Annotated in this window: 10 protein-coding genes; 3 read left to right on the top strand and 7 right to left on the bottom strand. The window is 71.1% G+C overall.

What is annotated here, in order from left to right; genetic code table 11:
- The coding region (locus GTW43_RS31250) for an MFS transporter (RefSeq protein WP_161305347.1) at positions 1–1,305 on the bottom strand (1,305 nt) is incomplete at its 3' end.
- A 247-nt stretch (positions 1,306–1,552) separates the two neighbouring features.
- Between GTW43_RS31250 and GTW43_RS31245 the strand changes: the two genes are divergently transcribed.
- Together GTW43_RS31245 and GTW43_RS31240 are read left to right on the top strand one after the other, a co-directional pair.
- Positions 1,553–2,179: a helix-turn-helix transcriptional regulator gene (locus GTW43_RS31245; protein WP_161305346.1), complete on the top strand. Its 627-nt coding sequence runs from the start codon at positions 1,553–1,555 to the stop codon at positions 2,177–2,179.
- 121 nt (positions 2,180–2,300) lie between these two features.
- Positions 2,301–3,197, top strand: a complete 897-nt coding sequence (locus GTW43_RS31240; RefSeq protein ID WP_161305345.1) for a class I SAM-dependent methyltransferase — start codon at positions 2,301–2,303, stop codon at positions 3,195–3,197.
- An 80-nt stretch (positions 3,198–3,277) separates the two neighbouring features.
- Here the strand turns inward: GTW43_RS31240 and GTW43_RS31235 are convergent, their stop codons facing one another.
- The 3 genes from GTW43_RS31235 to GTW43_RS31225 form a co-directional block, all read right to left on the bottom strand.
- Complete coding sequence (locus GTW43_RS31235) at positions 3,278–3,766, bottom strand: DinB family protein (protein ID WP_161305344.1); 489 nt, start codon at positions 3,764–3,766, stop codon at positions 3,278–3,280.
- A 92-nt stretch (positions 3,767–3,858) separates the two neighbouring features.
- Positions 3,859–5,148 carry an SLC13 family permease gene (locus GTW43_RS31230; RefSeq protein ID WP_237536909.1) on the bottom strand — a complete coding sequence of 430 codons (1,290 nt, stop codon included), beginning with the start codon at positions 5,146–5,148 and terminating at the stop codon, positions 3,859–3,861.
- 25 nt (positions 5,149–5,173) lie between these two features.
- The gene (locus GTW43_RS31225) at positions 5,174–6,355 is read right to left on the bottom strand and encodes a CoA transferase (protein ID WP_161305342.1); all 1,182 of its coding nucleotides are present in this window, start codon (positions 6,353–6,355) and stop codon (positions 5,174–5,176) included.
- 131 nt (positions 6,356–6,486) lie between these two features.
- Here GTW43_RS31225 and GTW43_RS31220 point away from each other — a divergent pair, with 131 nt between their 5' ends.
- The gene (locus GTW43_RS31220; RefSeq protein ID WP_161305341.1) at positions 6,487–7,386 is read left to right on the top strand and encodes a LysR family transcriptional regulator; all 900 of its coding nucleotides are present in this window, start codon (positions 6,487–6,489) and stop codon (positions 7,384–7,386) included.
- An 88-nt stretch (positions 7,387–7,474) separates the two neighbouring features.
- Here the strand turns inward: GTW43_RS31220 and GTW43_RS31215 are convergent, their stop codons facing one another.
- The 3 genes from GTW43_RS31215 to GTW43_RS31205 all read right to left on the bottom strand — a co-directional run.
- Positions 7,475–9,235, bottom strand: coding sequence for an ABC transporter ATP-binding protein (locus GTW43_RS31215; RefSeq protein ID WP_161305340.1), 1,761 nt, complete (start codon positions 9,233–9,235; stop codon positions 7,475–7,477).
- Positions 9,232–10,893 carry an ABC transporter ATP-binding protein gene (locus tag GTW43_RS31210; RefSeq protein WP_161305339.1) on the bottom strand — a complete coding sequence of 554 codons (1,662 nt, stop codon included), beginning with the start codon at positions 10,891–10,893 and terminating at the stop codon, positions 9,232–9,234. Before GTW43_RS31210 ends, GTW43_RS31215 begins: the two co-directional genes overlap by 4 nt.
- A 393-nt stretch (positions 10,894–11,286) precedes the next feature.
- The coding region (locus GTW43_RS31205) for an alpha-glucosidase/alpha-galactosidase (RefSeq protein WP_161305338.1) at positions 11,287–12,514 on the bottom strand (1,228 nt) is incomplete at its 5' end.

Genomic DNA, 12,514 nt, shown 5'->3' with positions numbered 1-12,514 from the left:
TCGCTTCCTGACCGCCGACGAGACGACGCCCGAGACCGTGGTGCCGAACTCGCGGGTGACGTCGTTGAGCGCGGAGGCGACGCCCTGCTGGGCGCGGGGCAGGGAGCCGGTGATGGCCTCGGTGGAAGGTGTCATCGACAGTCCCATGCCGATGCCCATGGCGAGCATGCCGGCCAGCACGGACGGGTAGCCGCCGTCGACGGACACGAGCAGTGCCATCAGCGCGAGGCCGAGCGTGCCCAGGGCGACGCCCACGGTCATGGTGGGGCGGGCACCGATTCTCGCGACCAGCTTCGGGGCCAGCCCCGAGGCCAGCATCATCATGACGGCCATCGGCATCATCGCCACCGTGGACAGCAGCCCCGACCAGCCCAGCACGGCCTGGAAGAACGGGAAGAGGACCACGGCGATGCCGGCCTGGACGCCGAAGACGACCAGGAGGGTGACCGAGCCGGAGGCCAGGCCGCGCTCCCGGAACAGGCGCACGTCCAGCAGCGACGCGTCGCGACGGTGCAGTTCCCACGCCACGAAGACGAGGGCAGCGACGACGCCGACGGCCAGGCTGATCAAGGTGAGGGGTGCGGTCCAGCCGCGCTCGGGACCTTCCTGCAGCACGAAGATGAGGCCGATCACGGCGACGGTCGACACCAGCGCACCGACGATGTCGAACGAATGGGGGGAGCGCTCGCGGGAGTTCGGAACCGACTTCAGGGTCATCGACAGCGCCACGACGACCAGGACCACGGGCAGCACGAACAGCCAGCGCCAGTCGGCGACGTCGACCAGCAGCGCGGACAGGAACATACCCAGGATGCCGCCGCCACCGGCGACGCCGGTCCACACGCCGATCGCCTTGCCGCGCTCCGCCTCCGGGAAGGTGGAGGTGATGACGGCCAGGGTGATCGGCATGATCATCGCGGCGCTGATTCCGGCGGCCACGCGAGCGGCGATCATCACCCCGGCCGACGGGGCGAGCCCGGCGACGACGCAGGCGGCGCCGAAGACGGCCAGGCCGGTGACGAGCATGGGCTTGCGGCCGAGCCGGTCACCGATCGCGCCGAGCGGCAGCAGGAGAGCGGCCAGGGCGAGGGTGTAGACGTTGATGATCCACAGCACGGTGTTCTGCGAGGCGCCGAACTCGACGGCCATGTGCGTCTGGGCGACGTTCAGCCCGGACACCGAGGCGATCACGGCCATCAGTGCGATCGAGACGGTGATCAGGATCGCCCGCAGCTGACGCGCATCCGGCGCGCCCTTACCCCCGTCCCGTGCGGCTGCCGTCCGAGGAGGCTGGTTGGTCTTCATGGTTTCCTTCCGAAAAGGGCATGCGGGATCAGTGCCGGTACAGGGCCGGTCGCCAGATCGGAGCGATGGGGGAGTTGCCTGTCGCGCGGACCGCTGAACGGGTCCGCGCACGTGCTCAGGAGCGGGGCCGGCGCATCATCCGGTGCGCTGTTGCGCGGCGGCGCCCTCTCGTCGTACGTGGTTCCTTGCCGGGCCCTCTGGGAGCGACGTTAAGCCCGGTTTGCATCAAGGGCATACGATGTTGCCTATGACGCAAGAAGATGGCCGACTGGACAGCCTCGTACGCAAACGGATCCGCGCCCTGCGGGTGGCGCAGGGTTTGTCTCTGGGGGATCTGGCCACCCGGGCCAATCTGAGCCAGTCCTCACTGAGCCGCATCGAGAACGGTCAGCGCCGCCTCGCCCTGGACCAGCTCGTGACACTCGCCCGCGCGCTGGACACCACCTTGGACCAGCTCGTGGAGAACGCGGCCGACGACGTCGTCATCAGCCCGATGATCGACGGCGCCCACGGCATGATGCGCTGGCCCGTGAAGGGCGATCCCGGCATGAGTGTGATGCGTCAGCGGATGACGGACCCGCCGCCCGACAATCCGGCCCGCATGCGCGCCCACCCCGGGCGGGAATGGCTCGTGGTGCTGTCCGGCACCGCCGTGCTCATGCTCGGCCACCGCCGCTTTCGCGTCGAGACCAACCAGGCCGCCGAGTTCCCCACGATGATGCCGCACGCCATCGGCGCCGAGGGCGGGCCGTGCGAGATCATGGGCATCTTCGACCGTGACGCCCGTCGGGGTCACCAGACGGACGCCGGTGTCGGCGCCGCCGAAGCCGGCCGCGCAGGCGCGCGGGGGCCCTGTGATGAGCGGGCCCTGTGACGAGTGGCGTCGGCCACAGCGCGGCGGGTGATCTTGCGTCGCGAGCAGCCTTTCAGGCCACCTTCTTGCGCAATCGGCAAGTGATCATGCTGGAGGGGCATGGGCCGCTTACGGTGGGGGCATGACCTCGACGCACCAGCACACCCCGCACCACGGCGACCACGGTCACCGCCCCGGCCACGACGACCATGACGGACAGCACGCACACAGCGATGCCGGTCAGGCCGAGATCCTCGACCTGGACGCCGAGGTGCTCGCCGAGCACATCGCGTCCATCACCGGCTGGCTGCCGCTCGAGCGCGAGCCGCGCCAGATCGTGGACCTGGGCTGCGGCACCGGGGCGGGAACCTTCGCGCTCCTCGAGCGCTTCCCCGACGCACACGTGACGGCCGTCGACACCTCGGCGGGCCATCTGCAGCTCCTGCGCGAGAAGGCGTGCGCCCGGAACCTCCAGGACCGCGTCCGAACCGTGCAGGCCGACCTCGACCGCGACGACTGGCCCGACCTCGGCGCGCCGGATCTGGTGTGGGCCTCGGCCTCGATGCATCACATGGCCCAGCCCGACCGTGCGCTGACGGCCGTCCGTGAACTGCTCGCTCCCGATGGGCTGTTCGCCGTCGTCGAGCTCGCGGGTTTCCCCCGCTTCCTGCCCGCCGGAGCCCCGGAGAGCCGCCCCGGCCTCGAAGAGCGCGCCCATGCCGCGACCGACAGCTTCCATGCCGAGCACGTTCCGCACCGCGGCGCCGACTGGGGCCCGATGCTGACAGCCGCAGGGTTCACGGTGGAGGACGAGCGCACCATCAGCGTCGACATCGACGGTGCCCGCAGCGAAGCGATCGGCCGCTACGCCCACGGCAGCCTGCAGCGCATCCGCGGCGTGGCCGCACCCGCACTCAGCCCCGAGGACCTCGCCGCACTCGACGACCTCCTCGACGCCGACAGCCCGAACAGCCTCCTGCACCGCGAGGACCTCGCCGTACGCACCGAGCGCACGGTCTGGGCCGCCCGCCGCGCCTGACCCGGCGACCCGTGCCGGCTGCCCGTGCCTGCGACGCGCTCATGGCTCGTCCGCACGCGACCACCACGCGCGGGCGGCGCTCAGCGAGGTCCGAGTCCGGTGCGTCCGTCGATGAGCTCGCGGACGATGTCCAGATGACCCGCATGACGTGCGGTCTCCTCGATGACGTGCACGATGATCCCGCGCAGGTCGGCGATCTCGTCCCCCATCGGTTCGCCGTGGTGACCTCTCGGGGACGCCGACAACGGGGTGCGGTCGATCACGGCGTCGGAACGGCGGCACTGGTCGTGGTAGAAGGCGAAGACCACCTCGGGCTCGCGCGGTGTGGTCAGCGGCGCGTGGTCGTCGGGCCAGGGCAGCGGCTCGGCCTCTCCGGCGACGACCTCCTGGAACCAGTGCCTCTCCGCGTGCCCCAGATGTTCGACGAGCCCGAGCGGTGTCCAGCCCGAGGGCACGGCCGGGGTCGTCAGTGCCCGCCCGTCGAGCCCGTCGACGATGGCCAGGACGCTGGCCCGCTGCGCCGCGAGGAACGCCGACAGAGTCCTCTTCTCGTTGCTCTCTGTGTCCATGAGCGCATGGTGCCAGGAGGCACTGACATCCCCGGCCGCTCAGTCGTGACCTTCCACCGCCGGGCAGTTGACGGCGTCCCGGGGCGCGGCGCTCACCACCACCCGAAGGCGAAGCAGGCAAGCGCGGGACCGACGGCCACGGACACGAGGCCACAGGTCAGCAGTTGGCGGAAGAGGCGGGTGCGGTCCTCGGCACGGGCGGCGCCGAGGACGAGGCCGCCGGTGATGCCCAGAGGGTTGATGTCGACCAGGACCGAGGCCAACGCGACCGCGAGGACGGCGCCGACGGGGGACGCACCGTCGGCCACGACCGCGGGGACCAGCGGCATCGTGGTCGCGAAGACGGCGATGGAGCTCGCGGCGAAGGACGTGACGCCCGCGATGTAGCAGAGCACGAGCAGGCTCAGCATCGGCGATCCCTCGACCCGCAGTAGGTCGCTGATCCGGGTGAAGGCGCCCAGGTCCTCCATCAGGCCGACATAGGTGAGCAGTCCGCCGATGAGCAGCACGATGTTCCAGGGGATCCGGGAGATGATCTCGGCGGGCTCGAGCCGCAGGGCCAGTTGCTGGACGACCGCGGCCGTGAGCCCGAGGTAGCCGATGTTGATGTCGAAGCCGACCGACAGGACCACCACGGCGAGCAGGCACGCGAGAGTGAGGACACGGGCCGAGGCCGGTGACGGCGTCCGCCCGGTCGGTTCCCCGGGCGCCGGCCCGGCGTCGGCGGGCGCCGATGAGGTCTCCTCCGGGGGATCGACCGGCGTGAGACGACCACGGGGGACGGCCCCGGTGCGGAACGCGACGACGAGACAGACCGTCGACACGGCGAGGCCCGCCAGCAGTCCACCGAGGAAGAAGCCGACCGGCGCGAAGCCGGGAAGCTCCAGCCCCAGCTTGGTGCCGAGCCGGTCCGCACTGGTGCCGTAGACGGCGAGCGGCGAGAGGAGGCCGCTGATGATGCCGGTGATGCCGAGCACGGCTGCGAGGAACGGAGGTATTCCGTACCGTGCGGCGATGCCGAGCGCGATCGGGGCGACGATCGCGGTGGCGGCGGCCGGGAGCGTGCCGACCGCGGTGAGCACCGCGCCGATCAGGAACGGCACCAGCACCACCAACAGCGCTCGCCCGCCCACGAGACGGAGCATGCCGTCGAGGAGCCAGTCGAGCGTGCCGTTGATCTGCGCGACGGCGAACAGCGCGGTGATCCCGACGAGCAGGACGAAGAAGTCACCGGGGAAGAACGCCGTCACCTCGTCGGCACTGCGGTGCGCGGCGAGACCGACCAGGAATGCGGCCGGAAGGGCCGCGAGTCCGATGTTGAACCGTGGAACCAGGGTCGCGAGGAAGAGGGCGACGAGTACGACGATGGAGACGTCCGCCATGGACATGAGCGCGTGCCTTCCCGGTTCAGATGACGCCGCGGTCGGCGAGGATGTCGATGGTCTCCTCGGTCACGCCGAGGCCTTTGAGGACGGAGCGCGTGTGCTCGCCCAGACGCGGTGCGCTGCGGTCGGTCGTCTGCCGGAACCCGGAGAAACGTCCGGCGGAACCCTGCACCAGACGGGTACGGCCGTCGTGCGTGTCGGTCACCTCGATCACCGAACCCCGGGCGCGCACATGAGGATCGGCGCAGATGTCCGCGGCCGTGTTGACCGGGCCGCAGGCCACACCTGCCGCGTTCAGAAGCTCGGTCAGGGGCAGCAGGTCCTGGGAGGCGACGAAGGCGGACACCCGGCCCTCGATCTCCGCGCGGTGTTCGATCCGGGCGGTCATCGAGTCGTAGGCGGCCAGGTCAGGCGCGTCCATGGCGGAGATGAGCCTGCGCCACATCTGCTCGGTCGACGCGGGGAGCGCCAGCCAGCGACCGTCGCGTGTGCGGTAGAGGTTGTTGGGGCTGATGTGGGGGTTCTCGTTGCCCTGCCGGTCGCGGACCGTTCCGGTCGCTCCGTAGTCGACGATGAAGTCCTCCATCATCCGCAGGAGCGGCTCGTACAGGCCGATGTCGGCGAGCTGGGGCTCGCCGGTGAGGTCCCGCTGGCGCAGGGCGAGCATCGCGGCGAAGGCGGCGTAGATCCCCGTGACGCCGTCGGCGACCGGATATCCGGCGAACACCGGTGGGCCGTCGGGGAAGCCGGTGCGGTGTGTCAGCCCCGCGAAGGCCTCGGCGACCCGGGCGAACCCGGGGCGGTCCGCGTACGGACCGGTGCGCCCGTACGCGCTCACGTGCACCATGACGAGATCGGGCCGATGGACCACGAGGTCGTCGAAGTCGATGCCGAACCGGCGCAGGGTCGCCGGTCGGAAGTTGGTCACCACGACATCCGCCGTCGCCACGAGCCGGCCGACGAGGGCCGCCGCCTCCTGGCGGTGCAGATCGACGGTCACGCTCGACTTGTTGCGGCCGATGACCGCCCAGCCGGCGGACACCCCGTCGTCGAGCGGCGGATAGCTGCGCGCGGGATCCCCGGTACCCGGCTGCTCGACCTTGATGACCTCGGCGCCGAACTCGGCGAGCAGGGACGAGGCGAGGGGACCGGCGAGGACGGTCGAGATGTCCAGAACACGCACACCGTTGAGGGGCCCAGGCACGAAGATTCCTTTCACAGGCAGCCGGCACGTCACATCCGTTCGTGACCCGCGCCACGATGTCGCGGGCTCATCCCCACGGGAAGACGCCGATCACTGGACCCGGTGAAAGGCGTTGGCTATAACGTCTGTCCATGCGAGTCGAACGAGCCCGGTACTTTCTGGCCGCACTCCGCACCGGGTCCCTGCGCTCGGCGGCGGCAGCCTGCGGCGTCAGCCAGCCCACCATCGGCCAGCAACTCACGATGCTGGAGGAGGAGCTCGACGCCGTCCTGCTGACCCGGAGCCGCGGAGGCGTGCGTGCGACGTCGGCCGGGGAGGCGCTGATCGGCCCGTTCACACGGCTCGTGGCGGCCGAGGACGCGGTGCGTGAGGCGGCCCTCGCCTCCAACGGGACCTACCAGGGCAGGGTGTCGATCGGCGGCGGATCGGTGACCGTGGAGACGATCGTCGCTCCGGTCGTGGGCCGGCTCGTCGCGGAACACCCGGGCCTGCGGTTCTCCGTGCACGAAGGGCCGTCCGGGGACGTCGAACGAGCGGTGCTCAGCGGCGATCTGGACCTCGGTGTGATCACCACCCCGAACGGCCCGCCACCGAGCGGGCTCACACGGCGCCCGCTCATGACGGCGCCCCTCGGCGTCCAGACCCGTCCCGACCACCCGCTCGCCCACCGGCGCGGGGTGACCTGGGACGAGCTCGGCAAGTGGCCGGTCGTCACGATGAGACCCGGCACCGTTCTGCACCAGCGGCTGCGCGCGCACCTTCCGGACGCGGAGGCGAGGGTCGAGGCGATGTCGGCCCGCTCGGTGCGGACCATGGTCGCCCAGGGGGCCGGGGTCGGACTCCTCGCCGCCTTCGCCACCCGAGAGCCCGTCGCGGACCTGGTGTGGCTCCCGCTCCTGGACGCGGAACCGGTCGAGATCAGCCAGGTCCAGCGCACGGACAGCCAGCCGTCACGCCCCGCCACGATCGTCCGGCGCCTGATCAGCGCCCGCGCCGAGGAACTCCGGAGCCCCGGGACGTCGCCGCTCTGACGTGGCCAGGTCCCGGTCCTCGGCCCGCTCGCGGCGCAAGCCGGTGAGGCCTCGTCAGTGCTGAGGCGGGCCGGAGCGGCCGGAGAGGTCAGCCTGCGCCGTTCCAGGACCGCCACAGGGCTGCGTACTCGCCGTCCGCGCCGAGCAGTTCGTCGTGCGTGCCCAGCTCGACGATGCGGCCCCCGTCCATGACGGCGACGCGATCGGCGTCGTGGGCCGTCTGCAGCCGGTGCGCGATGGCGACGACGGTACGGTCCGACCGCACCGCGGCCATCGCCCGCTCCGCCTGTCGGGCCGTCCTCGGATCCAGCTGGGACGTCGCCTCGTCCAGGATGAGCGTGTGCGGGTTTGCCAGGTGCACCCTGGCGAGCGTGAGCTGCTGCGCCTGCGCGGCACCGAGCTCGAGGCCGCCCGAGCCCAGTCGCGTGTCCAGGCCCTCCGGCAGGTCCTGCACCCAGTCCGCCTCCACCAGCCCCAGCGCCGACAGGATCGCCTTGTCGTCGGCGTCCGGCGCGGCCAGGGTCATGTTGTCGCGCAGGGAGCCCAGAAACACATGGTGCTGCTGTGTGATGAGGACGATGCGGCGGCCCAGTTCACCCGCAGCGGCCAGCTCGGCGACGGGGACGCCCCCGGCCAGGATGCTGCCGGAGTCCGGGGCGTCGGCGCCCGACATCAGCTTGCCCAGCGTGGACTTTCCCGCGCCGGACCGCCCCACCACGGCCAGCCGCTCACCCGGGCGGATGCGCAGCGCGACGCCCTTGAGAACCTCCTGCCCGGGCAGGTAGGAGTACCGCACGTCCCTCACCTCGATGACGTCGTCCGCCGGCGGCGCGACCTCCGGATCAGGAGTGTGCGCCACGAGGCCGACGCCCTTGATGCGGGCGAACGACGCGCTGCTGCGCTGGAGTTGCTCCACCCAGGTGAGCATCTGGTTCAGCGGGTCGACGAGTTGCCACATGTACAGGCTGCCCGCCACCACGGCCCCCAGCGACATCTTCCCGTCGAGGTGGCCGAGACCGCCGACGAGGAGGATGAGGGCGAGCGGCACCGTGTGCGCGAACTCGGTGAGCGGAAAGAGCACCGTCCGCAGCGAGAGCGTACGGACGTTGGCGTGGTAGGTGGAGTCGATGGCCTCGTCGAGAGCGCGGTTCTGCCGCGACCTCAGCCCGTACGCCTCCACTGTACGGGCGCCGTGCGCAGTCGAGTTGAGGATCTCGGACACCTCACCGGCCGCCTCGCCCTCGGCCAGATAGGCAGCGCGGGACCGCGCCAGGTACCACCGGCTCACACCCCACACCGCCGGCAGTCCCACCACCGAGCAGAGCCCGAGCAACGGGGACAGCAGGAAGATCGCGCCGAAGAGGATCACCAACTGGACGCAGGCGATGAAGATGTCCGGTGCCGCGGTGCGCAGCGTCGCCGAGACCGTGGAGACGTCCAGCGTGGAACGGGTCACGAGGTCACCGGTGCCCACCTGGTCCGCGAGACGTCCGGGCAGTGCCAGAGCCCGGTCGACGACTTCCTCGCGGAGCCGGGCGAGCGTCCGCTCGCCGAAGCGGTGTGACAGCCCCCGGGCACCGCGCGTCAGGAGCAGCTGGGCGGCGGCACACCCCAGAACGGCGGCCGCCAGCACGTCGACGTCGGAGACGGTCAGGTCGCCCGCCTCGACCTCGTCGACGATGTGTCCGAGGAGCCAGGGCCCTGCCGCGCCCGCGAGAGCGGCCAGACACGTCAGGGCCAGCATTCCCAGAACGACGCCGAGTTCGTCCCTCAGCAACTGCCGGACGGCCCGGCGCACCGCCCGGGGACCGGCGACCGGCAGGCGGGGCGCCTCGGTGGACCGACTCATCGGGACTCTCCTTCTCGGTGCTGCGCCGCGCCCATGGCGTCATCCGCCCCGACGGTGCCGCGGAACACCAGCGACGCGTAGCCGGGCTGCCGGGCGAGCAGCTCACGGTGTGTACCGGTGGCCCGCACCTTCCCGTCCACCAGATAGGCAACCTCGTCCGCCCGGCCGAGTACGAGGGGCGAGGTGCTGACGACGAACGTCGTGGCGCCGCGGCGGTGCTCGGCCACCCGAGCGGCGACGGTCGCCTCGGTGTGCGCGTCCAGTGCGGACGTGGGCTCGATCAGGAGAAGCACCGAGGGATCGGCGATCAGCGCGCGGGCAAGCCGCAGCCGCTGACGCTGGCCGCCCGATACGTTGCGTGCCTGATCGTCGAGGCGGCTATCGAGGCCGTCGGGCAGTGCCGCGACGATGTCCGTGGCCGCGGCGGCGTCCAGCGCGCGCAGGAGCGCGTCGTCAGAGTGCTCGGCGGAACCGGAGACGACGGAGCGCAGAGACCCCGCGAACAGGTAGGCATCGTTGTCGGCCAGGACGATATGGCGGCGCAGTGCGTCGAGGTTCCAGTCGGACAGCAGGGTGTCGCCCCACGCGGCAGTGGACGCGCGGTAGCCGGCCAACCGCTCCGCCACGGCGCGCGACTCCTCGGGCCGGGCGCCCGCCAGCGCCGTCACCTTCCCCGGGGCGACCGTCAGGCTCGATTCCGGGTCGTGCAGCCCGCTCGGGACCCGCGGCGGTTCGGTGTGCGTGCGGCGCCCGTCGTGAGGGGCGCCGAGCGAGAGGATGTCGACGACCCGTCGTGCGGAGACGAGCCCGCGCGGCAGGTCGTCAGCCCCTTCGATGAGGAACGACACGGGCGCCATGAGCGCGGAGACGTATCCGTAGACGGCGACCAGCTGTCCCACGGTGATGTCGCCGCCGGCCGCCATCCGCGCGCTGATCCACGTCACGACGGCGAGGAACACGACGGGGAGGCACGCGGTGATCGCCTGGACCCAGCTGGTGATGGCGGCGACGCGGTACCCGAGGGGGACCAGCGCCTGGGAACGTTCGCGGTACCTGGCGGCGAACATCTGCTTGCCGCCGATGCCGTTGAGGACGCTCAGGCCCGTCACCATGTCACCGGCCAGAGCGGTCAGGTCGCCCTGCTCCTGCCGGTAACGCCCCTCCGCGCCGTGCAGTTTCCCGAGCAGCGGGCCCACGGTCAGGGCCAGGACCGGCACGCCGAGCAGGATGACCAGGGCGAGCACGACGGAGATCCGCAGCAGCAGGACGGCGATCGCCGCGTAGGCGATGACCGCGCCCACACCGGGGCCCGTGACGGTCAGGGTCTGGGCGATCCTGCCGATGTCACCGGCCTGGAGGTGGGAGAGCTCTCCCGCTGACACCTGCCGGGACAGCGCCGACCCCGACCGGGTGATGTGGCGCGTGACGACCTGCACCGTCCGATAGGCCGCGTCGACGCGGATCCGGGTCATGGCGCGGTGCCGGAGGATGCCGAGGGCGGCGATACCGGCACCGGCGACGACCACGGCTCCGGTCCACAGCAGCAGCGCGCCGGTGTCACGGGCCCGCAGTCCTTCGTCGACGGCCTTCGCCATCAGGTACGGCGGTGCCATGAGCGCACACATCCACGTGGTGCCCCACAGGGCTCCGGTCAGCACGCGTCTGCGCTAGCTGACCGTGAGCCACCACAGGTATCTCGACGGACTCCGGTGATCCGGTACGCCGGGGTCTTCGTAGGGAACGCGGCGCCTGCGCGCCTCGGGTGGCCCGTCGGTCATGCGGCAGTCCTCGGGTGGCAGGTGGTGGGCGAGTCCGCCCGACGGCATGGCCGAGCGGGCACGGCTGGTGTGCGTCCGGGCGTCGGCACGTGAAGACGCCGCACGGCGGAGGTGTGCCGTACGGCGTGAGGTCTCCATGTGCCAACGTGTGCCCCAGTTTCTTGGTGCACAGGGATCCTGTCAATGACGTCCCGCACGGAGCGACGTGTGCATATGGCGCTTCATCCACAAACGGAGAAGGAGGCTTGTCCTTTGCTCCCGGTCTCGAGCCCGTCAGCTGCCCAGCAGTGCCCTCAGCCCCGGCTGGAGCCGTTCGCCGTGGGCACGGACCATGTCGTCGCACAGCTCCCAGATGCGCTCGACGGGCAGGGCCGCGGCGGTGGCCGGATCGGTCATGGCGGCCTGCCGGATGTGCCGCGGCTCGTCGTCGAGCGCGGCGCGGACGACGAGGTCATTGGTGCTGAGGTAGGTGCGGTTGAGCGCGGCCAACTGGGGCGGGAGCGATCCCACGCGTGTGGGCTGAAGGCCGGAGGCGTCGACCAGACAGGGCACCTCGACCACGCCGTGGGCGGGCAGGTTGTCGATCAGACCGTGATTGGGGACGTTGCCGTAGACGGTGCGCGGGGTGCCGGTGACCATGCTGTGGATGATCTGGGGCGCGTACTCCATGGTGCCTGTCACCGACAGGGGCTTGCCGACCGCCAGGGCCTCCCGTGTGCGGTGGTACTCGGCGACGTTGTCCTCGACGATCCCGAGGTAGGCACCGACCGGGAGGCGCAGGCGCTCGACCTCGCTGTCGTGGTGCAGGTACCAGGGCACGTATTCGCTGGAGTGCTCGCTGGTCTCGGTCGGGTAGTAGCCGAGGCGGCGGTACATGTCCATGCGGACGCGCCGCCGCAACTGCGGGTCGGACGCGAGGAGTTCATCGAGTCTCGGGTACAGGTCACGGCCCTGGTGCTCGAAACGCAGCACCCATGCCTGATGGTTGACCCCGGCGGCACGGTAGGTGATCTCCTCGTACGGGACCGCCACCAGCTCGGCCAGATCCCGCAGGGTCCAGTACACCGAGTGACACAGGCCCACCACCCGGGTCAGGCCGGTGGCAGCGGTGACGTACTGGACGTTCATGGCCATGGGATTGGTGTAGTTGAGCAGCCAGGCGTCCGGGCAGACTGCGGCCATGTCCTCGCCGAGAGCCTTGAGGAACGGGAACGTGCGCAGTGCGCGGAAGATGCCGCCGATGCCGAGGGTGTCGCCGATCGTCTGGCGCAGCCCGTACCGCGCCGGGACGTCGAAGTCGGTGCGCGTGGCCTCGCCCATCCCGATCTGCACGATGTTGATGACGAAGTCGGCGCCCGCCAGCGCCTCCCGGCGCTCGGGGTGCGCCGTGATGACGGCGTGTCCGGCGCCCCGCTCCTTCGCTATGTACGTCGCCGCGGCCTGCGCGGTGGCCAGACGCTCGGGGTCGATGTCGTGCAGGGCGATGTGTGCGCCTGTCAGT

It is taken from the genome of Streptomyces sp. SID5785 (genome assembly GCF_009870065.1).
GTDB lineage: Bacteria > Actinomycetota > Actinomycetes > Streptomycetales > Streptomycetaceae > Streptomyces.
The sequence above is the reverse complement of the archived record's forward strand: the minus strand, read 5'-3'. Positions and strand labels throughout refer to the sequence as shown.

Coding starts and splice junctions, on each gene's coding strand:
- GTW43_RS31220 (WP_161305341.1), top strand. CDS start 6,487: ATGCGAGTCGAACGAGCCCGGTACTTTCTGGCCGCACTCCGCACCGGG.
- GTW43_RS31235 (WP_161305344.1), bottom strand. CDS start 3,766: ATGGACACAGAGAGCAACGAGAAGAGGACTCTGTCGGCGTTCCTCGCG.
- GTW43_RS31230 (WP_237536909.1), bottom strand. CDS start 5,148: ATGGCGGACGTCTCCATCGTCGTACTCGTCGCCCTCTTCCTCGCGACC.
- GTW43_RS31240 (WP_161305345.1), top strand. CDS start 2,301: ATGACCTCGACGCACCAGCACACCCCGCACCACGGCGACCACGGTCAC.
- GTW43_RS31245 (WP_161305346.1), top strand. CDS start 1,553: ATGACGCAAGAAGATGGCCGACTGGACAGCCTCGTACGCAAACGGATC.
- GTW43_RS31215 (WP_161305340.1), bottom strand. CDS start 9,235: ATGAGTCGGTCCACCGAGGCGCCCCGCCTGCCGGTCGCCGGTCCCCGG.